Raw genomic sequence first — 22,005 nt, 5'->3', positions numbered from 1 at the left:
TTTGTTTTATTTAACAATTCTACATCGCTCAATAAAACAAACTATGCTCAATGAAAGGAATAGCCTAAAATTCAATCTTATAACTAATGTTTGGGATAATAATAGCTTCTCTTTCGGGATCTACCAAATGTGTCTTAAAGTTGTAGCGATGACCTTGGTAGTCTTTGCAACTAGTTGCATTTAGCACTTTAATGGCAAACTCATGAGATAAACTCTTTTTGTTAATTTTGTAGCTTACATTAAAGTGTAACAGAAATGCCGGGGATAACTGTTTCGAGAAGGCTTTACTCTCATCATAAATAGCATCTTCCTCTTTCTGAGATGCATCCAGATTGACAGGTGAGTATCTGTCTCCTCCTTGATAAGATAATCGAATATTAGCATTGAACATATTTTGTTTACTGCGTCCTACCATCCACTCTTTTCCTGCTAATACGTTGAATACAAATTTTCTGTTGTATCTTGTGTTTCTCCATTTATTATCTCCTACTTTGTAACGAGAATCGAAGAGAGATCCGGTGAGCATATAGTAATAACCTTCTGACATATACCGTTCAAAGGTTATATCAATACCATAATTCACTCCTTTTCCCTTATTCGAAAGCTTATCGGTTATGAACCAGTCATTTTGAAGATTTATAAACGAAAATGTACTATCGCTTATAATAGGAACACTGTATAGTTGTTGAAAATAAGGTTCGATTTTTAGATGATAATCATTTCCAATATTAAGATCATAAGACAGGACTATATGATGAGCTTTTGTAAAATCCATATTCTTGTTAATGAGTTCTCCCTCTTTCGATTTAGTAAAGTAGTAATTCAACATTTCTAATCTGCTATGTAGTCCATAAGAAAGAGCTAAAGATTGATTTGGTCTAAATTTCCATGATAATGCTGCTCTAGGTTCTATTGTATAATTATTATTGAGTGTGAATAATTGCGTATTGATACCAAGATTAAGTGTCCATTTATCCGAAAATTGTAAAGATGAATTAGTATATGCTGATAGTAAAGAACTGAAACCTGATTCATTGGTTATGGTATTCATTGGCTGTTGATGTGTGGCTTCTTCTAATAACAGATTATATTTAAGCCCTGTAACCCTTAGGCCTGTTTTATTGGTATGTATCCTACTATATTTCTTATTTAGCGATGAAGCGAATACAAAATTCCAATTAGTAGATTTGATTAAGTTTTGTGGAATAGGTTTTACATTAGCATTCATCCTTTCAGTATGCATATCAAGACCGCTAACAGTAGTAGCCAAAGTTGTTTTAAGGGTTGCATTGTTCCACACTCTTAGTTTGTGATTCAGACCAAAAACTCCCATATATTGTTTCACATCCTGATCTTCTTTATCCTGAATATATTCCCATTTACTAGGGTCGGTTTCTGCCTTTTGCCCCGAGCGATCAATCAAGCCCACTCCCCAGATAGAAAATATACCAGCTTTTTTTGTTGGAAAATTAAGTTTAAAAGACAAGTCCTGATACTTTGTATTCTCTGCATCTTCGGGTAGCATAGAAGAGAGCAGTCCTAGTGTTGAATACCGGTAATTGAATATATAAGAAGAATTGCTCCCTTTTTTGAATGGACCTTCGGAAGCAATATCTATTCCTACTAAACCGAGTTGTACTGTATTTTCCCGTTTCTGATTGTTTCCTGTCCGTAAATTCATATCCAATACCCCTGATAAAGCATTTGAATATTCAGCAGGGAATGCTCCTGTCATAAAATCAGAATTACCTAGCACAAAACTGCTTAATGCCGATAGCCCTCCACCTCCGAAAGTAGTTACTTCTGCAAAGTGGTTCGGATTGGGGATTTCAACATCTTCCATTCTCCATTGTAGAAATTTAGGTGCATTTCCTCTGACAACAATACCATTATTCCCTACACTACTCGTTACACCGGCAAAAGATGTTGCTAATCTTGCGGGATCATCGAACCCTCTTGCATACCGGCTTGCTTCTTCTACGCTCAACATACGGGCACTGCCTAATGCCATATTATTTAAGGGTTGTGACTTATTTATCTGAGGAGTGACAACAATCTCATCAAGTTGTTTCAAGTTTTCAACCATTGCAATTTCCAGATACAATTCTTTAGACGAAGACAGTAGTTGCTCTTTTATTATAATAGGATTATAGCCGATTAATGTTACCTGAATATCATAACGCCCTATCGGAACATTTTGTATTTTAAATTGTCCTAAGCTATCTGTACTTACACCTAAGGGGATTTTGCTATTTAGTACAGCTACAGTTGCATATTCAATAGGGTTATTCGATTCTTTGTCATATACCATACCTCGTATATTCTGAGATGATTGTGCATATAATATACCTAACGACAGGACGTTTAATAAAAGAAATAATAACGTTTTGTTCATGATTTTACCTACTTTTGTTTTGTACAAAGGAAGAAACTGTCCCTTAGGAGATCAATACTGATTTATCATTATATTGCCCGTATGGAAGATTTACAGAAGGAACATGCACGACTTTTATCATTGCAGAGTTTTAATGAAGCTGATCTTGATTACTCTCTACTCGAATATCATAAGCAAATGCTCTCTCATTTGGCTAGAGTGTCGAATAGCGGGATAACGGTTTTTGATATGTATAAGAGGAAGCATGTATATACATCGTTCAATTTTGGAGGAATATTTGGCGATTGTAAAGAAGGTATAGATGAACGTGTGCATCCTGACGATTTACGTTCTTTAACAAGAAACGGTATTGCAGCGCTCAAATTTTTACATGCGAATAAAGAAAACTTACAGGATTATAAAATGATCACGGAGTTTCGTATTTGCAATGCTATCGGTCAGTATGTGAGAGTGGTGGAACAATACACCTTATTGGAAAAAGATAAGTCGGGAAATGCATGGTTATCGTTAAGTGTTTTGGATTTATCTCCAGACCAGAGCTCTTTTAAAACGGTGAGAGGCCATATCTTAAATGTAAAAGAAAATACGTTTTTCCCTATTGAAAACCTATTATCCCCAAAAGTATCGGATCTTACCACTAGAGAGATAGCTGTTCTACAGTTAATAAAAGAAGGCTTACTGAGCAAGGAAATTTCAGAACAGTTGTTTATTAGTGTCCACACCGTTAATACGCATCGACAAAGAATATTAGAGAAGTTAGATGTAAATAATTCTATGGAGGCTGTTAAGTATGCATCTGCATTAGGACTGATCAGCTAATTTAAATTAAGCTAATTGAATATTATTTTTTCTTACCAATAAGCGAAGACGGACTAAATGATATCCCAATATAAACATAAAATGCTCCATCAGCACTCACTTTCAAGACAGGGTCACTATATGAATCCTGCTTTCTGAATAGTCTGCCTGACGGAGTGAATCGTACTCCTGTTTTGCCTGTGACCAGAAATGAGTTTGCAATAAGGTGTTCATAAACTAATCCCGAATTGATATCCAATTGCCTGTACTGGTACTTTTGGTCTGTACCGTCTATATTATAAAGATAAAAGGTTGCACCGTCCATTTCTGCACCTAGTGAAAGTCTGCCATTACTAAAGACATGTTTTCTCAGATACACGTTTTTGGGAAGGATAATATCCACTATAAGCCCGTTTCTGAGTTTATGTTCATATGAGAAAGTAGGAATGAAAGGTACCTCAGACAGTGGATCGATAGGAATTGCAAAACCAATACTCATTTTTGTCCGTTCATTAGCTTTAACTATCATTGTTCCTGTAAGTAACCCTCTTAGTCGTTCAAAATGCTTTTCGCTACCATCAACAATTATACTGGAGGTAAAAACTGTCCTTTTTTTGAACAAAGTTGAGATGTAAGCTAGATTAGCTGCTGCATGGAAATAATGAAAATCATTATCTATATTCTTTCTCGTTTGCGAAAAAGGCTCTGTCATATCAGCCTTTACCGAGATATAATTGTATCCGAGAGTAGTTCCGAAAAGCCAATTCTTTTTCTGTATAATGTTGATATTGGCATTAATCTTTGCTTGAGATAGTCCTTTGACCTTGCTATCGGGGTATGAATTGTTCCCATCCTTCAAGGTGAAGTTATATGGCATCAATCGGGTGAATTCGATGTTTAAAGGACGAGCTATTGTGAATTTTGCAGCAGCAATAGCCGCAGCTCTCTGAGATGGATTTAAGCCTTCTTTTGCTATTGGAGGTATACTGTCATTGTTTTGAGAGAAAGATTGAATAGAGAAAATCAGAATGCCGAGGACTAAGACCATTCTTTTAGACACTTCCATAAATATACTATTGAATAAGATGAGTATAATGCTTACTAAATATTATCACGAGGCAAAGAAATAGATAATGCTGAAACCTTTTTTTTATTTTATACCAAACCCGCTTCATTTTATACTAAAGTCTTTTTAATCTGCTTTCTAATTCGGATTTTGTATGTCTTTCAGGTTGTTTCGTATAATATTTTAATAAACGGGATGTAATTCTTTTATCTTTGTTTAAAATTTTATTTCGAGGGGATATATGGGATACGAACCGATTGTAATAAAGAACACAAAGATTCTTCAATTGATGGTTAATGACCGATATCGATTACTGCGGCACATAGTACTCCTATTGGGCGTTTTTATTCTTATATTTTGTTCCGGCCAGTTTTCTGAGTATTCGGGTGTTTTCCGATATATCCGATTGTTCTTTGTATATATTGTTATGATAATAACATTTTATGTCAATATGAATATTCTGGTTCCCCGACTCTTCTTCAAAAACCAATATGTCGTTTATATATTTCTACTGCTTTTACTTGTAGTCATTGATCTCTTTACGATGAGATATTTCTTAAACCATATTTTCGAACCAGTACAGAATGTATATTATGATAAAACCTCAGGCAACGGAAATATGTATCAAAGTACGATTACAATCGGAGCTGTTATATTGGTGACCACAATGATAAAACTCTTTCAAAGATGGGTGCATGATAATGAAAAAATAACGGAACTGAATAATATTACATTGACAATGGAATTAAGTGAATTACGTAATCAAATCAACCCTCATTTCCTCTTTAATATGCTTAATGGTATTAAAGCTTTGGTGCGTACCGATCCGGAGAAAGCTGTCATTGTTATAATGAAACTGTCGGAGTTTCTTCGATACCAACTGTATGAGAATAATGAAGAAAAGATATTACTTAAGTCTGAGATTGTTTTTCTTACTAACTTTCTCGACTTGGAAAAACTCAGGAGAGATAACTTATCAGTAGATATTAGTCCGAGTAAAGAAGATTCTCTGATCTACAAAAGTATATTTATTCCCCCGAACCTTTTTACCACATTTGTAGAGAATGCAGTAAAGCACAGTGTAAATATTGCAGGAACCGATTCTTACATTAGGATTAATATAAGCGTAGAAAAAGATAAGCTGTATTTTACCTGTATTAATTCGATAGACCCTGAATATATTCCGTCAAAAGGAAAAAATAATGGATTGGGACTTGCGAATATAAAAAGGCGTTTGGATCTTTTATATGGAGAAAATCATTCTCTGGAGATTGATGTCTCAGAGAAAGAGTATAACGTTAAATTGATAATTCCGCTATGAATTGTATTATTGTAGATGACGAACCTCTAGCAAGAGATGAGCTGCAAGCACAGATAAAAGAAATATCCAAAGTAGAAATATTAGGCAAGTTCTCTAATGCTCCAAGTGCTTTAGCTTTCTTGAAAGATAATGATGTAGACCTTATTTTCCTTGATATAGAGATGCCAATGGTGACAGGGTTAGAATTTGCGGCTCAGTTACTAAAGAAAGCTTTGATCATTTTCACAACGGCATATTCTCAATATGCATTGGATAGCTATGAGCTGGATGCAATCGATTATCTTCTTAAACCAATTGCTAAAGAGCGGTTGGAAAAGGCCATAAACAAGGCTGAAACCTATAAGAAACTACTGTCGGATGATACTGAGAAAAGTATAATAGAAGGAGGAACGGACGATTTTTTAATTATCAAGTCAGAACGTAGGTTTCATCGAATCAAATTTTCTGATATCAGGTATATCGAAGGTCTGAAAGATTATGTTGTTATATATACGACCAGTCAAAAACTTATTACGGCTATGAATTTGAAGAATATTCATCAGAAAATGCCACAGAATATTTTCTTGCGTGTAAGCAAATCATATATCGTAAATACAAATTATGTAGAATCATTTGATCATCACAGTATATTTATTGGAGGCTACGAAATCTCATTGGGTGAGGTCTATAAGAAAGAGTTCTTTTCAATATATTCAGGGGGAACCCTTAATCTTGAATAAATAAATATAGTGTTGAGATCAAGATCAGTAATTATATGTTGTCGTTTAGCTTTATAACTAACCCTTCATCTGTTTCCCAATAGCTGATGATATCCTCTTTTGACAGCCACCCGAGAACGAGGCATATATAGTCATTTCTGTATTCAGTTATTTCTTCTAATTCTTCAATTGTCAAGCCTTTGTTAGAGGAAAGTAATTCTTGTATATATTTTGCATCAATACTTATCGCTTCTTTCAACATAGTGTAATAAAACTTATTCATGTAATACAATATACTGTTAAGATTGTCGGTAGAATGCTAAAGTAGTATATATGATAATTGATATTCTAACTATTATACATATGCTTCTATTTTTTATACCAAGTTGCTATTTGCCGCTACTTAAAAGTAAAATAGGATAAAAATGGAGCCTTGTTTATTGAATATCATTTTTCTTTTCAACTGAGAAAAAAACCATCGAGAAATAGAGGGGTATAAAAGCAAAAAAGACCTACAATTTCTTGTAAGTCTTTTTTCTGTTGTGGGCGTTGACGGATTCGAACCGCCGACCCTCTGCTTGTAAGGCAGATGCTCTGAACCAGCTGAGCTAAACGCCCTTGTTGGGGTTGCATTTTCTCTCAAATGCGATGCAAAGGTATTTAATTTTTTTATTCTACAAAACAATTTCCATACATTTTTTAGAAAAAGTATCTAAATTTTGATGCGCTATTCAGAGGTTGTTTTTTATTGGTCTATTTTCCAGTTGCTTACTAAAAATACGACAAATCCCTATATTTTTAGTTTTATATGTATTTTCCCCAATAGAGCTGTAATCCCGATAGTCAAAAATGCAAAAATGATACATTTTACTAATCCGATAGGAGAGGTTGTCAGCGATTCGGGAAGAGAAAATGACGTTAATACGAAAATAGCATATAAAAAATAAGGGATCAGATAGCAGGTAAGCGTGGCTGTCCCTGCCGGTTTTATAATGCCAAACCAAGATGCTTTGTTCTCGATGTCGGTCAACCAGTACATCAATACATACAAAAGGATAGAAATTCCTGTGCACAAGAATAGCCATGTAGGTGTCGCTTGTATTTTGGAGATAATCCAAAAGTTGTGTGCTGCAAATCCGCCTAGAATGAATATAATACCAATAAAGGTCGATGTTAGCATTTTTTTCTTTATGCCGATACCTAGTTCAGATTCATTGAAAAGCAGAGATATGAGCATCCCACTCATCGTAAAAGCATGAAAGCATCCATTGCCTGGGATAATTCCATCAAAAATACCTAGCCAATGATTCGACCCGCCAATGCATAGTAGTATAAAAGCAAAGAGGGCAACAATGAGGTAGCCTTTATTTTTGTTTAGGAATAGATACAAAATGGCACATAGCAGATATGTCCATCCGATAAGTCCCAGTATGCCCCACCAACGAGGTTGAAAAACCCCTCCATCAGCATCTCTAAATATAAAAGCTAATATGGCCAGAATGACTATACCTATAATTTTGGATCCGGAATATAAATTTTGCCTTGTTCTATTCTCTGTTTTTGGGTATACATTCCAGATAAGGAAAAAAGCCAGAAGCATGATCAATGTAAATATAGGTTTGCTGATGCCCATGCTCGCCGCTACGCCCGACTCAAGGTTTACGGTAAACAAACCCATCACCAAAAGAGCGATAGAACGAATAATGATGTGCTTCAAAATTCCACTGTTCGAATCACCTTTCTTCTTCCTTATCTCAATAGCTAAAGGAATAGACATTCCTAGAATAAAGAGAAACGAAGGAAAAACAATGTCCGAAAAGCCGAGCATGTCTTCATTAGCTGCCGCATGTTCGAGCCAATGGGGTACATTACTCACACTCCACAGGTCGTTCACAAAAATCATAAAAAACATTGTCAAAGCTCTGTATATATCTATCGATGCTATACGTTTGGGTTTTTCCGTGGGCACAGAAGTCATAGAGTAGTCAGGTTAAATTATTAAGATTCTATTTTGCTAAAAGACAAAGATATAAAAAAAGAAAAGCGAAAGTTTATACTCTCGCTTTTCTCATATAAATAATTATCGTATTTACTTATTTCGCACTTGCTTGTATAACATCTACAGTTGTACCCCAAGTTTCGGAAGGTTTGTCGCCCATTGTAAACTCTAGTGTACCGCCATTGATAATGTCATTGAAGTTGATATAATATTTGTCGTAAGGCTGTCCGTTAAGCGTTACACTCTGGATGTACTTATTTGCAGCACTGTTGTTTTTTGCTACAATGTTCAATACCTTACCATCTTTAACCTTCACAGTTGCTTTGTCTACAATCGGACTACCGAATATATATTTTCCTCCGGCAGGTTCAACCTGATAGAATCCAAGAGCTGACAATACATACCATGCCGACATTTGTCCTACGTCTTCATTTCCTGAAAGACCTGCAGGCTGATCATGATACATCACAGACATCACTTCACGAGCTCTTTCTGCTGTTTTCCATGGTTGACCTACGTATGGATACATATAGATTACGTGGTGGCTCGGTTCGTTTCCGTGAGCGTATTGACCGATCAATCCACTGATGTCAGGAGAAGCATCTTTCCCTAACGATCCTTCTACGATGAATAAAGAATCCAGTTTCTGTACAAATTTTTCCTTGCTTCCAAACAGGTCTACAAGTCCTTGTACATCATGAGGGACTAACCATGTATATTGCCAAGCATTTCCTTCTGTATAGTCGTTTTCGCGATGAACAGATTCGAACGGATTGAATGGAGTTCTGAATTTGCCATCAGAAGAAAGACCTCTCATAAAGCCTGTTGACTTGTCAAAAAAGTGAGTGTATGCTTTACTGCGTTTCAAGAAATATTCGTAATCTTCAGTTTTTCCCATTTTTTGAGCTACCTGAGCAATAGTCCAGTCTGCGATAGCATATTCCATTGTTTTAGCAACACTTTCGTTTCCTTTATCGTAAGGGATATAGCCGTACTGCTTTAGATAGTTCAAGCCTCTTTCGTCCAGCATAGCCGACTTTTTCATAGCTTCATACGCCAGGTCTTTATCAAACCCGTCATAACCTTTCAAGATAGCATCTGCCACAACAGATATACCCGGGTTACCAACCATACAGTCTGTTTCGCAACCCATCAGGTGCCATACAGGAAGCTTGCCTTGTTGCTGATATATTGTAAGCATTGTATTGATGATATCGCTCATCTTTTCAGGATGGATAATAGTCATCAATGGGTGGGCAGCTCTGTAAGTGTCCCACAAAGAGAATGTAGTGTAATTCTTGAAAGCTCCCTTCTGGTGCATTTGCCCGTCAGAACCTCTGTAATCGTTATTTACATCGCAAAATTCGGATGGAGCAATCATTGTGTGATAAAGAGCTGTGTAGAACACACGTTTAGCGGCAGCATCGTTTGTTTCTATCTGTATTTTGCTCAACTCTTCGTTCCATGCTTTGTCTGCATCTGCAATTGTTTGCTCAAAGTTCCATCCCGGTAGTTCGGCTTGCATGTTTAATTTTGCATTTTCGATGCTTACCGGAGAAATAGCTACCTTAACATATATATTTTCTTTATCCTTTGTATCGAATAATACCTGTCCGTATGCTTTTCTTGCATTGATGCTATTTCCTGCTTTCACTTCAGTAGAATCTGATACTACAAATTGCTTCATTGGTTTAGAGAATACTGCTGTGAAGAATATGCGTTGATCTACAGCCCATCCTTTCGAATAGCGGTATCCTGATATTACAGAGTCGTTTTCTTGAACAAGGTATCCTTCCATTGGGGTGTCCCAACCGATACCATGTTGTAGGTCGATGATTACCTTTGCTGAGTCTGATTGAGGGAATGTATATTTGTGGAATCCAACTCTTTTGGTTGCGGTTAATTCCACATCAACATTAAATCTGTCGAGGTGAACAGCATAATATCCAGCTTTTACCTTTTCGGTCTCACGTCTGAATAAAGAATATATTCCTGATTTAGGGTCTTTAAGATCTCCTCTTTTTAGAACTACGTTACCTGTTGCAGGCATAAATGAAATATCGCCCAAGTCACCGATGCCGGTTCCACTAAGGTGCATATGTCCAAAACCGATAATAGTAGAATCTGAAATATGATATCCCGAGCACCAATCCCATCCTTGCGAATAGTTTGTTGGTCCTAATTGAATCAATCCAAAAGGTACGTTTGCTCCTACAAATACGTGTCCATGGTCGCCGGTTCCGATATACGGATCGACAAACTGTGTTAGATTTGGTGTCGCATCCAATTGTTTCGTCCCCTCACAAGAACTTAAAAATCCACACAAAATAAGCCATATTGAGATGGCCTTCGTCATTCTGATTAAATTAAATGTCATTGTTCTATTAGATTACTATATTAAATTATTTAATTATTAACATATTGTTTGCCTGCAAACACAGACAGAATCATTAGGCAATTTATTTGAGATTGTAAAGTTATTTATTTTAATTAAAAAATATTCGAATAATCGATTTATTGCTTTTTTTTAACCAGTTCTTAGGCTTATTGAGCCGAATTAACTATTTGAAATAAATCAGAATTGTATTTAGAACATGTTATTGTCCATCTTTGATTGCTTATGAAGTAAAGATGAAAAGTATTTCATTTTTGGTACATATTTTTTAAATGTTAAAAAGAGGCAAGGGGTGAGAGAAAATTTTGATAATTTTAGAAAAAATAAAAGCTTGTTCGAAATGAAATAAACAGGTTCTTAATAATTTAATTTTATCTTTGTGTTATTCCGGCCTCAAAATATGTCATTGGAGAATAAGACAGTTTCTGTTCCGTTTGATATATAGAATCCACGGATGAAGTAAGCTAATATGAATCATCTCTTAACTGTCATTATATTGTTTACTAGCATTGCCGCTTTTTCTCAGAAAAAATATGTGTTTAGTGGCAAAATATATAGTGAAGGAGATAATACTCCGCTCGCCGGTGTTGCCATCGCTGCAAAAGAGCATACCCAATCTGCCGGTTTTAGTGATGCTGCCGGTAGCTTCTCTCTGCAATTGCCTTCGGGCGAATATAGTGTTATATTCAAGCTATTGGGTTATGATACCAAACACCTTAAGATCAGAATAGATAAGGATCTCTCTCAGGATATTGTTTTGACAAAAGATATTGTATCTCTCAAGGAAATAGAGGTATTGGCTGTAAAATCGGACGATAACGTGAAGCGAGTGCAGTCGGGTGTCGAAAAATTGGAAATAGAATCGATGAATAAAATCCCTGTGTTATTTGGTGAAAGGGATATTTTGAAAACAATTCAGTTGTTGCCCGGCGTACAAACTGCGGGAGAGGGCAATATCGGATTTTATGTGCGGGGCGGTAGCAGCGATCAAAATCTTATACTGCTCGATAATGCAACAGTGTATAATCCTTCTCACCTTTTTGGTTTTTTCTCAACATTCAATTCCGATGCTGTAGATAATATGACTATCTATAAGGGTTCTATGCCTGCCCAATATGGAGGGCGGCTGTCTTCGACACTCGATGTGAGCATGCGTGATGGTGATTTGAAAAACTATCACATAAATGGAGGCATTGGGTTGATCTCCTCCCGACTTACATTAGAAGGCCCCATACAGAAAGAAAAATCATCTTTTATTGTTTCTGCCAGACGTACTTATGCTGATGCCTTGGCTCGTACGGTGGGCGTAGAGCAGGTAAAAGGATCGACGTTATACTTTTACGACTTGAATGCAAAGCTTACTTACGCTTTGTCGAATAAAGATAAACTGACACTGACAGCTTATCATGGAAAGGACAAACTAGGTCTTGATCAGATAGCAACAATGGATTGGGGGAATACAATCGCCGCTTTGAAATGGAACCATATCTTTGATTCGAAAAAAGTTTCGACCACCACTCTTTCGTATACCGACTACAAATATAATGTAAGTGTAGACCTCACGACAGGGCTTAATGTTATGTCGCGGATAAGAGATGTTAATTTCAATCAAGACTTTGTATTCTATCCCAACGAAAAGAATTTGATACGCTTGGGATTCAACTCTATCTATCACCAGATTGTACCCGGAGAATTGGTAAGTAAAGATCCTTCTCAACTAAAAGTATCGCCGTATGCCCATCGTTATTCATGGGAGAATACACTGTATACCTCTAACGATATGAAACTTAGCGATAAACTGGAATTTAGTTATGGCGTTCGGCTGTCTTCTTTCAGCGTGCTGGGCGGAAGCGACTATTATACTTTCAACGAAGAAGATCAGTCTATAAAGGATACAATTGCCACCAAAAGGGGAGAGTTTCTGAAAACATATTGGAGCATCGAACCACGAATTTCGGTAGCATATCAGCTAAACGAGTCGTCGTCTATTAAGGCGGCTTATGCGCTTACAAGGCAAAACCTGCATCTACTCACTACATCGAATCTGTCTAGTCCGATTGATCGCTGGATATCGAACACCGATTATATAAAACCCGAAGTGGGGAATCAAGTTTCGTTGGGTTATTTTCGCAACTTTCAGAATAATATTTTTGAGTTTAGTGCAGAGGTGTATTACAAAGACCTGAAAAATCAGATAGATTATAAAGATGGGGCAGATGTAAGGGCTAAAGAAGTTATAGAAACAGAACTCTTGTTTGGTAAAGGAAGAGCTTACGGATTGGAGCTTTTCCTGAAAAAGAAATACGGTCGTTTTAATGGTTGGGTAGGTTATACCCTGTCTCGCAGCGAACGCAAAATAGATAAGATAAATGACGGTAAATGGTATGCAGCCAATCAGGATCGTACGCACGATATTTCTGCTGTCGGTATTTATGAACTGAGCAAAAAGTGGACGTTGTCGGCTACGTGGGTTTTTGCCACAGGCAGCCCCATGACATTTCCTTCGGGTAAGTATGTTATCGATGGGCATGCCATATATTATTACGAAGGCAGGAATCATTATAGAGCCCCTTCTTATCATCGGCTCGATTTGGGGGCTATGTGTGTCTTGAAGAAGACAAAGAAATATACATCCGAGCTTTCCTTAGGCTTGTATAATGCATACGCCCGTAAAAATACTTATATGTTTGGCTTTAGGCAAAACGAAGATGACAGGTCAGCGTCAGAGTCGTATATGATTTATTTGTTTAGTGTTGTACCCTCAATTTCGTGGAACTTTAAGTTCTGAAAATTATGGTTATTATAAATAGATGTCTTTATATAATTTTTCTTCTCGCATTGCTCACGGCATGTGAAGAGGTTGTTCAGCTAGACCTTGCTCAGGCTCCGCCCAGAGATGTAATTGATGCTTCTATAAAAGAAGGGGCACCGTGTTTTGTGCTGTTGACTCAAACGAAAGGTTTTTATGATAAAGAATCTTATAACCGTTTGTCGGGGGCTAAGGTCGAATTGACAGACGATAAAGATAATGCAGATATACTTATAGAAAGCCAGCAGGAAGCCGGCTTCTATGTTTCTTCAATTGTAGGCAGGGTAGGACGTACATATAAATTGAAGGTTACCATAGGAGATAATATTTATACATCCGAGGCTAAAATTCCCAATGTCGTACCCATCGATAGTGTTTATATTTATAAAGTTACGGTAGCCAACGAGGCTATTTATTCGCCATGTGTGGTATTTTATGATCCTGTAGATGTAGAGAATTATTACTATACAACACTCTATGTAAACGAAAAGGCGATGAAATCCTTATACTTAGATAGCGATAAATACCGCAACGGGCTGAAAGTGGAAAATATTCTACTGTTTGATAAGGAAGATAATAATGACGAAGCACTCAAGGCAGGAGATAAGCTAAGAATTGAGATGCAAACATTGGATAAGGGAATGTATACTTTCTACAGATCATTGAGCAGTGTTGCCGCCGGAGGGGGGACAAATCCTCTTACGAATATTGTTGGCGGTGCATTGGGTTGTTTTAAGGCTTACAATTCAGTTTTTGTTAATTATACAGTCACCGAAGACGATATGAATAAATAATAATTTCCGTATCTTTGTTCTCATAGTCTATAAATATTGGTAACTATATGTTTAAATTTCTTGGATTCTTATTACTTATCGGGCTTTTCGGTTTCCTTATTTTAGGAATATTTTTGGGCAGGGTCATTCGTTTCTTTGGTCCATCTTCGGATAGGGCTAAGAGTAATCGTCGTCAGACTAATAACAATTCACGGTCGACTGCTGAGGATACCACTCAAAAGAAATTCTCGAAAAATGAGGGCGAATATGTCAATTACGAAGAAATAAAAGAAGAATAACCAATCGGTTATTCTTCAAAGTTTATCTTTTCATCTATAATATATTCCGGCCTGCTTTTTACTTCATCAAAGAGTACTCCGATATATTGCCCCAGCACTCCGATTGTTATTAGCTGTACACCGCCAAAGAATATAATTATAATTATCGTAGAAGTCCATCCTGTAATCACATTCGTGAAGCCCAAAAGATGCCCGAGCCACACCCACAATCCATAAATAATTCCAATAAAGAAAGCGATGGAACCTAGACTAATCGATAACATCAAAGGCTTTTTGGAAAAATAAAGAAGAGCTTTTTTTGCGAAAGAGAGCATTCTCTTTAGTGGATATTTTGTTTCCCCGGCAAAGCGTGCATCCCTGTTGTAATAGAATGGAACTTGCTTGAACCCTATCCAGCTGATAAGTCCACGAATATACTTTCCTTTCTCTTTTAGTCCGTTGAAAGCATCTATCGCTTTTCTGTCTACGAGTCGGAAATCACCTGTGTCTTCCGGGAATTCTACTTCCGATAGATTATTCATTGTTCTGTAAAAGAGTTTGGCTGTCGCTTTCTTAAAAGCAGTTTCACCCTCTCGTTTTTTCCTTACACAGTAAACAACGCTGGCTTCTTCCTTACGTTGCGTTTCAATGNNGGAATCAATTCGGGAGGGTCTTGCAAATCGGCATCAATAATTACTGCCAGGTCGGTCTTACAGAGATTCATTCCGGCTGTTACAGCGGGTTGATGCCCAAAGTTGCGAGAGAAGTGAATAACTCTCGCTTTATCATCCTGCGATGCTATATGATCGAGTATATATCTCGTATTATCTTTGCTACCGTCATTTATAAAAATTATATATCCCACTACATCATCGAGTGAGTTTAGAACCTCTTTTGTTCTCCTGTAAAACTCCTGTATAACTGCCTCTTCATTATAACAGGGGACAATAACGGATAGTGTTTGCATCTTTTATCTAATCTATTAATAAATATATTGAATCAGGGGTATATGTATTATCCGGAGAATAGATAACCCAATCAGTGAGAAGATCCAATGGGTATGTTTTTATGTCGCCTTCGTTGAGTCCTGCAATCCAATAAGGCTGATTCAGTAACTTTCCTTCTATCTGCTTTCCTGCTATGGAAATGACTTCGTACCATAGGTGTTCTTTGTCCGTTTCCGACTCCGGGTTATCTACAGTGAGTCCCAGCTTAACAAGGAATGTCCAACCCGCTTCGTCCTCTTCTTTTTTCGAGTTAAATAAACTCTTTAAGAATGATTTCTTTTCAGGCTGCTTATGTTCTTTGCCGAACACATTGGCAAATGCTTCGAAACGCTCTTTAGCCAAAGCGCTCATCCTGTTTGTTTCTTCTGTAGTTATATAGTAAATTGGATTCTCGGCAAGAGTAGAGGTATATATTTCGGGTGAAATCATATTGCCGTCTTCTACTGCAAACAGTATGCCCGAAGGTTCGGCATGCACATTGTCCACCTCGTCGCGGTCGCCCGCACCTCCAAGTATATTTTGAGGAAGATCTTTCAATGCCTCTTCCCATCTTAGCCAGCAGAGGTTTATGCCCATGCCGTCGTAGCCGATGGTAAATCTCTCTTTTTCTTTTGCCGGGTCGGTCAGGAATTTCTTTACCGTCATATTTATCAGCGTATTCATTTGCTCAGCACCCTGACTGAAGTTGAGCATTTCCAGTTCTACCGACCCGCAACGGTGCAGACCATGCGTATGGAACCAATAACGTCTGTTTCCGTTTTCGCCGTCTTCGTCATACACACAGTGCAGCGTGTATAGATAGTCGGGAGAAGGGGGGATAGACGATTTTGCTGTCATGCTTAGCCATTTGGGCGATAATAATCTGTACGACATGAAGTCAAGAACCAGACTGGCATCAGGAACAATGGCGTTCATTATTTTTAATTGCAGATGAAACGAATCCAGTGGGTTTAGTTCGAAGTATAGAGAAGTCTCCAAGAAGTATTCCTGTTCCATTGCTGCCTGTAGTGATTCTTCGTCTATAGCATTGGCAAAACCGTAATCGTTTAGATTTATATTTTTTGTGTCGCTGATATATAGATCGACATTAAAAATAGCTTCTTTGTATTCTATTTCGGCATGAAAACTCATTATTGAGTATTCAATATCTACTTCTACCTTGTTGAACGATTTTAAATTGAAATCTGAGTTTTGTGCTAAGGATTTTTCTATCTGCGCAGCATCGAACTTGAAGTTTTTGCTTCTCGGGTATATACCCATTGCCGAGGCTAACCCCGTTTCGCCTTCAGCCAGCAGATTATATTTTTCACTATTATCCATGTTAGTAAGTTCTGTTGAGTATTCTTTTCGTATTCTATTTATATAATATACAAACTTAATGAAAAAAATAGTAGGTATATACTATTCAAAAAGAATATGTGACAGCTAAAAAAGAAAAGTCTGAGAGAATTATCCTCAGACTTTCATCTTATTATTTCGGAGAAATCTTAGAATTTTTTAAATCCCATTATTTCACNNTTCACGTACTTCTCTAACTGTTTTGCGTGCGCTTTCACGTGCTTTTTCCGCCCCTTCGGTTACTACTTTGTGCAGATAAGCATCATCGTTTTGAATATCCTGTATGCGCTCACGTATCGGTGTTGTTACCTTGATAATATCTTCGGCTAATTGCTTCTTAAGATCACCGTAACGAATTTCGCATGTATTCCATTTGTCTTCGAAATGTTGCACTACTTCGTCGGTAGAAACCACTTTTAGTATGGTGAACAGGTTTTCTATATAATCCGGTTTTACTGAGTTCAGTTCTTTTGGTCCCTCGTCGGTAAGTGCACGTTTTACTTTTTTCTCAATGCTCTTAGCATCTTCGTCCAAATAGATACAGTTCCCTTCCGATTTTCCCATCTTGCCGCTGCCGTCCAGTCCCGGTATTTTTATCAGCTCTTCTCCAAAGTTGTAAGCTACAGGCTCTTTGAAATACTCTACACCATACATATTGTTGAAGCGACGGGCAAATTTGCGTGTCATTTCCAAGTGCTGTTCCTGATCTTTTCCGACAGGTACTTTGTCTGCATTGTGCATCAGGATATCGGCAGCCATCAGGGTAGGGTATGTCAATAGTCCAGCATTTACATTATCGGGATGTTTGCGGGCTTTTTCTTTAAACGAAACGGTCTTCGAAAGTTCGCCCATATAGGCGTGCATGTTCAGTAGCAAATATAGTTCGCATACTTCGGTCACATCGCTTTGTACGTATATTGTCGATACTTCGGGGTCGATACCTGCCGCAAGATATTCTGTCAATACGTTCTTTACGTTTCCGTGTAGTATTTTCGGATCGGGATGGGTTGTCAGCGAATGATAGTCGGCTATGAAGAAGAAGCATTTGTTTTCATGTTGCATTCTTGTGAAATTCCTCAAAGCACCGAAGTAGTTTCCTAGATGCAGTTTTCCGGTAGAACGGATACCGCTTAGTACTGTTTCCATGTTTTAAATATTTTTTTAAGGCACAAATATAGTCAAAATCTATAAACGGGTTGGTATATATTCACAACTTGTGTAATACAAATGGATGAAATATTCCACGGTGAAATTTTCGTTCTTCGTACCTCGGAATGGCAAAAGAGCGCTGAAAGGAGAAGTTTTGGAAAGAATTCTCAAAAATTCCTTCCGTAAAAAATCTAAACAGGCAGTGATGTGTATTTGATTTAAAACCTAATTTCTTTATCTTTGAACAATGTCATGTCATTAATCAAAAGATATATGTTGAAGCGCAAAAGAATATTCGTGTTTGGGGGCATCCTGTCTCTGTTTTTATCCGTGTCTATGAGTGCACAAAAAGTAGTGAAATTATGGGAAGGGAATCCGCCAACAGTTAACGGTATCACCGAACCTGAGAAGTATGACAAAGGTAGCGGGTGGCTTACCAATGTTTCTGTTCCCGAGCTTCATGTCTACTTGCCTGATGGTGCGAATAAGACAGGCGCTGCAGTCGTTATCTGCCCCGGAGGAGGATATGCAGGGCTGGCTTTCGACCACGAAGGGGTACAATTTGCACAATGGCTCAACAAACAGGGTATTGCAGGTATTATCCTCAAGTATCGGATGCCGAACAAACATAAAGAAATTCCGTTAGATGATGCATGGCAAGCAATGCGCTATGTAAGGTCGCATGCTGCCGAATTGGGAATAAAATCGGATAAAATTGGTATTGCGGGTTTCTCGGCCGGAGGACATCTTGCAGCAACGGCTTCTACCCATTTTGCCACATCGGGAGTAAGTACACGCCCCGACTTTTCCATTCTTTTTTATCCCGTTATTACCATGCAGGTAGCTACACATGGCGGATCTAAATATAATCTGTTGGGAGAGAATGCTTCACAAGCGGATACTTATACTTTTTCGAATGAGAAACAAGTGAATGTAAATACGCCTCCTGCAATATTGTTGCTTAGCGACGATGACGATAGTGTGCAACCCGCCAATAGTATCAGCTATTACGATGCTCTGAAAATGAATAATATTGCGGCTACAATGTACATATTCCCCGAAGGAGGACATGGCTGGGGAATGAGAGAGAATTTTAAATATCATACACAGATGCTCACCTTGCTGCAAATGTGGCTGAAAGATATACAAGCAAAATAAATAATAATATCACTTAAATAAATATCAATATGCAAAAGATAAAAGTGACGAATCCCGTTGTGGAGATGGATGGGGACGAAATGACCCGCATTATATGGAAATACATAAAAGATAAGTTGATACTCCCGTATGTGGATGTAGACCTCAAATATTTTGATCTGGGTATAGAAAACCGTGATGCTACAAACGATCAGGTGACAATAGACAGTGCTGAGGCAACTAAGAAATATAATGTAGCTATCAAGTGTGCTACAATCACTCCGGATGAGGCTCGTGTAGAGGAGTTCGGTTTGAAAAAAATGTGGAAGTCTCCGAACGGAACAATCCGTAATATACTGGGCGGAACAGTATTCCGCGAACCTATTATTATGAGCAATATCCCTCGTTTGGTGAATACATGGGACAAGCCAATCATTATAGGGCGTCATGCGCACGCCGATCAGTATAAAGCGACCGACTTTGTTACAAAGGGAAAAGGGAAGCTTACTATTACTTATACGCCTGAAGGGGGAGAACCTCAAACCCATACCGTGTACGACTATAATGGGGATGGCGTAGCCTTGGCAATGTACAACACCGATGAGTCTATCTATGGGTTTGCTCATTCGTGTTTCAAGCTGGCGTTACAAAAGAAATATCCATTGTACCTGTCTACAAAGAATACTATATTGAAAGCTTACGACGGACGCTTCAAAGATATTTTTCAGGAAGTATACGAAAAAGATTATAAGGAAGCATACCAAAAAGCAGGCATTACCTACGAGCATCGTTTGATAGACGATATGGTTGCTGCTGCCTTGAAATGGAATGGCGGTTTTGTTTGGGCATGTAAGAATTACGATGGAGATGTTCAGTCCGATACAGTAGCGCAAGGCTTTGGATCGTTAGGCTTAATGACTTCTGTATTGCTTACTCCTGACGGCAAGACAATGGAGGCTGAGGCTGCTCACGGAACGGTGACACGTCACTATCGCCAACATCAGCAAGGGAAAGAAACATCAACAAACCCTATAGCTTCAATCTTTGCATGGACAAGAGGATTGTCTCACAGAGGGAAACTAGATGAAAATTGGGCGCTCGTTGATTTTACCAGAAAACTGGAAGAGGTCTGTATAGAAACGGTAGAGAAAGGGAAGATGACAAAAGACCTTGCTTTGCTAGTATATGGCGACACCATGCACAGAGGCGATTATCTGAATACAGAAGATTTCTTGGATGCGATAGCCGAAGGGTTGAAAGAAAAGTTGGGGGTGTAATCCTATTAATAAATAGGAAGTAAATTATCTTAATATAGATTAAGTACTCGTTCCTTAGGATTTGCAATCCTAAGGGCAATGATAAGTAAATAATGGGGATTGCAAATCCCCTAAGACGATGAAAAAATACGACAACTATTTTTATTAAAGACTTAGTTGTACCCAACAAAAGAAAAAGTGACAGTAGAAAATATATAAAATATCTGTCACTTTTGTCACCTTTTGATAAAGGAAGGAAAATAGACCGGTAGTTTTACAAGTTCATTTTTATGATGATTATAACAAAATAAAGGTGATAGAAGTAATAAAAAATAACTATATTTGCTCTATTAATATTATTTGAAAATAAAACTTTAAACATACTGAAAATATGAGATTTGTTGTTTCCAGTACAGCATTATTAAGTCACTTGCAGGCAATAAGCAAGGTGATCAATTCAAAGAATACATTACCTATTTTAGATTGTTTCTTGCTCGAGCTCGAAGGTTCTACCCTCTCTCTTACAGCAGCAGACTCTGAAACACGTTTGGTTACTTCTCTTGAAGTGAACGAGGCTGACGGTAATGGAAAGTTCGCAGTGAATGCAAAGAATCTGTTGGATCCATTGAAGGAATTGCCTGACCAACCGCTTACATTTGAGATCAATAGCGACAATCTGGAGACATTTATTTTCTTTCATAACGGTAAGTATAACTTTATCGGACAAAACGGTGAAGACTATCCTCAACCTAAACAGTTGAAAGAAACAGCCGTTAGCCTGACTATCGAGCCTCAGGTTTTATTTTCGGGTATCAACCGCACATTGTTTGCCAGTGCAGACGACGAGCTTCGTCCGGTGATGAATGGCGTTTACTTCGATATCAGCACCGAAGATCTTACTTTCGTAGCATCTGACGGACACAAGTTGGTACGTTGCAAAACATTGTCGGCAAAGGGAGCAGAACGTGCTTCGTTTATTCTACCAAAGAAACCGGCAAACTTACTTCGTGCTATTCTGCCAAAAGAATCTGAAACAGTAGAAATCAAATTCGATGAGAATAATGCCTATATAAAAATGTCGAGCTATACAATGACTTGCCGTTTTATAGAAGGTCGTTATCCAAATTATAATTCGGTAATTCCACAAAATAACCCGAACAAAGTAATTCTCGATCGTTTGTCATTCCTCAATGCATTGAAACGTGTTTCGGTATTCTCTAATCAGGCAAGTAACCTCATCAGATTGCAGCTGTCTGACAAGAATATTATCGTTTCGGCTCAGGATATAGATTTCTCTACAGCCGCCGAAGAAACTATTCCATGCGATTATACAGGAACACCGATGAGCATAGGTTTTAAGTCAAGTTTCCTTATCGATATTCTGAACAATATCCCATCGTCTGATATCTCACTCGAACTGTCAGACCCTTCACGTGCAGGGCTTATTATTCCTGCCGAAAATGAAGAGAATGAAGACTTGTTGATGCTGCTTATGCCAATGATGCTCAACGACTAAGGAAAGTAATAGATAACTAAAATAGATATATGACAACTTTATCATTCTTCTGTAAAAGAGAGGGATGATA

At 37.7% G+C, this 22,005-nt stretch carries 16 protein-coding genes, 1 tRNA gene and 1 pseudogene; 9 read left to right on the top strand and 9 right to left on the bottom strand.

Features of this window, described 5'->3' with window-relative positions:
* Window positions 1-64: 64 nt before the first annotated feature.
* Window positions 65-2,395, bottom strand: a complete 2,331-nt coding sequence (locus B3P17_RS01305; protein WP_252638418.1) for a TonB-dependent receptor — start codon at window positions 2,393-2,395, stop codon at window positions 65-67.
* 81 nt (window positions 2,396-2,476) lie between these two features.
* On the opposite strand from B3P17_RS01305, the gene B3P17_RS01300 reads away from it, so the two are divergent.
* The gene (locus B3P17_RS01300; protein ID WP_252638417.1) at window positions 2,477-3,214 is read left to right on the top strand and encodes a response regulator transcription factor; all 738 of its coding nucleotides are present in this window, start codon (window positions 2,477-2,479) and stop codon (window positions 3,212-3,214) included.
* Window positions 3,215-3,236: 22 nt separating this feature from the next.
* Here the strand turns inward: B3P17_RS01300 and B3P17_RS01295 are convergent, their stop codons facing one another.
* The gene (locus B3P17_RS01295; RefSeq protein ID WP_252638416.1) at window positions 3,237-4,259 is read right to left on the bottom strand and encodes a hypothetical protein; all 1,023 of its coding nucleotides are present in this window, start codon (window positions 4,257-4,259) and stop codon (window positions 3,237-3,239) included.
* A 427-nt stretch (window positions 4,260-4,686) separates the two neighbouring features.
* Between B3P17_RS01295 and B3P17_RS01290 the strand changes: the two genes are divergently transcribed.
* Both B3P17_RS01290 and B3P17_RS01285 read left to right on the top strand, forming a co-directional pair.
* Window positions 4,687-5,580, top strand: a complete 894-nt coding sequence (locus B3P17_RS01290) for a sensor histidine kinase (RefSeq protein ID WP_252638415.1) — start codon at window positions 4,687-4,689, stop codon at window positions 5,578-5,580.
* Window positions 5,577-6,299: a LytR/AlgR family response regulator transcription factor gene (locus B3P17_RS01285; RefSeq protein WP_252638414.1), complete on the top strand. Its 723-nt coding sequence runs from the start codon at window positions 5,577-5,579 to the stop codon at window positions 6,297-6,299. Before B3P17_RS01290 ends, B3P17_RS01285 begins: the two co-directional genes overlap by 4 nt.
* A 31-nt stretch (window positions 6,300-6,330) precedes the next feature.
* Here the strand turns inward: B3P17_RS01285 and B3P17_RS01280 are convergent, their stop codons facing one another.
* The 4 genes from B3P17_RS01280 to B3P17_RS01265 all read right to left on the bottom strand — a co-directional run bounded on the left by B3P17_RS01280 (window position 6,331) and on the right by B3P17_RS01265 (window position 10,654).
* Window positions 6,331-6,561, bottom strand: a complete 231-nt coding sequence (locus tag B3P17_RS01280; RefSeq protein WP_252638413.1) for a winged helix-turn-helix domain-containing protein — start codon at window positions 6,559-6,561, stop codon at window positions 6,331-6,333.
* 260 nt (window positions 6,562-6,821) lie between these two features.
* Window positions 6,822-6,896 (bottom strand) — tRNA-Val (locus B3P17_RS01275).
* 172 nt (window positions 6,897-7,068) lie between these two features.
* Window positions 7,069-8,256, bottom strand: a complete 1,188-nt coding sequence (locus B3P17_RS01270; RefSeq protein ID WP_252638412.1) for a DUF5009 domain-containing protein — start codon at window positions 8,254-8,256, stop codon at window positions 7,069-7,071.
* Between the two features lie 115 nt (window positions 8,257-8,371).
* Window positions 8,372-10,654, bottom strand: a complete 2,283-nt coding sequence (locus B3P17_RS01265; protein WP_252638411.1) for a GH92 family glycosyl hydrolase — start codon at window positions 10,652-10,654, stop codon at window positions 8,372-8,374.
* Between the two features lie 487 nt (window positions 10,655-11,141).
* On the opposite strand from B3P17_RS01265, the gene B3P17_RS01260 reads away from it, so the two are divergent.
* The 3 genes from B3P17_RS01260 to B3P17_RS01250 are packed head-to-tail and all read left to right on the top strand — an operon-like array spanning window position 11,142 to window position 14,553.
* Complete coding sequence (locus tag B3P17_RS01260) at window positions 11,142-13,460, top strand: TonB-dependent receptor (protein WP_252638410.1); 2,319 nt, start codon at window positions 11,142-11,144, stop codon at window positions 13,458-13,460.
* Between the two features lie 5 nt (window positions 13,461-13,465).
* On the top strand, window positions 13,466-14,275 hold the full coding sequence (locus tag B3P17_RS01255) for a DUF4249 domain-containing protein (protein WP_252638409.1): 810 nt from the start codon (window positions 13,466-13,468) through the stop codon (window positions 14,273-14,275).
* Window positions 14,276-14,322: 47 nt separating this feature from the next.
* Window positions 14,323-14,553, top strand: coding sequence for a DUF4834 family protein (locus B3P17_RS01250; RefSeq protein WP_252638408.1), 231 nt, complete (start codon window positions 14,323-14,325; stop codon window positions 14,551-14,553).
* Between the two features lie 8 nt (window positions 14,554-14,561).
* Here the strand turns inward: B3P17_RS01250 and B3P17_RS01245 are convergent.
* The 3 genes and pseudogenes from B3P17_RS01245 to trpS all read right to left on the bottom strand — a co-directional run bounded on the left by B3P17_RS01245 (window position 14,562) and on the right by trpS (window position 18,023).
* Window positions 14,562-15,499: pseudogene (locus B3P17_RS01245) on the bottom strand (glycosyltransferase family 2 protein).
* 7 nt (window positions 15,500-15,506) lie between these two features.
* Window positions 15,507-16,859 carry a DUF4026 domain-containing protein gene (locus B3P17_RS01240; RefSeq protein ID WP_252638406.1) on the bottom strand — a complete coding sequence of 451 codons (1,353 nt, stop codon included), beginning with the start codon at window positions 16,857-16,859 and terminating at the stop codon, window positions 15,507-15,509.
* A 192-nt stretch (window positions 16,860-17,051) separates the two neighbouring features.
* The gene (gene trpS, locus B3P17_RS01235; RefSeq protein ID WP_291102744.1) at window positions 17,052-18,023 is read right to left on the bottom strand and encodes a tryptophan--tRNA ligase; all 972 of its coding nucleotides are present in this window, start codon (window positions 18,021-18,023) and stop codon (window positions 17,052-17,054) included.
* 276 nt (window positions 18,024-18,299) lie between these two features.
* Here trpS and B3P17_RS01230 point away from each other — a divergent pair, with 276 nt between their 5' ends.
* The 3 genes from B3P17_RS01230 (at window position 18,300) to dnaN (ending at window position 21,935) form a co-directional block, all read left to right on the top strand.
* Window positions 18,300-19,184: an alpha/beta hydrolase gene (locus B3P17_RS01230; RefSeq protein WP_291102741.1), complete on the top strand. Its 885-nt coding sequence runs from the start codon at window positions 18,300-18,302 to the stop codon at window positions 19,182-19,184.
* Between the two features lie 29 nt (window positions 19,185-19,213).
* Window positions 19,214-20,440 carry an isocitrate dehydrogenase (NADP(+)) gene (locus tag B3P17_RS01225; protein ID WP_006843862.1) on the top strand — a complete coding sequence of 409 codons (1,227 nt, stop codon included), beginning with the start codon at window positions 19,214-19,216 and terminating at the stop codon, window positions 20,438-20,440.
* Between the two features lie 370 nt (window positions 20,441-20,810).
* Entirely contained in the window at window positions 20,811-21,935 is a 1,125-nt protein-coding gene (dnaN, locus tag B3P17_RS01220) for a DNA polymerase III subunit beta (protein WP_135104566.1), read from the top strand.
* The last annotated feature ends 70 nt before the right edge of the window (window positions 21,936-22,005 follow it).

It is taken from the genome of Dysgonomonas sp. UBA7630 (assembly GCF_002483985.1).
GTDB lineage: Bacteria > Bacteroidota > Bacteroidia > Bacteroidales > Dysgonomonadaceae > Dysgonomonas.
Note: the sequence above shows the minus strand (reverse complement) of the source record. Positions and strands in the feature narration are given on the sequence as shown.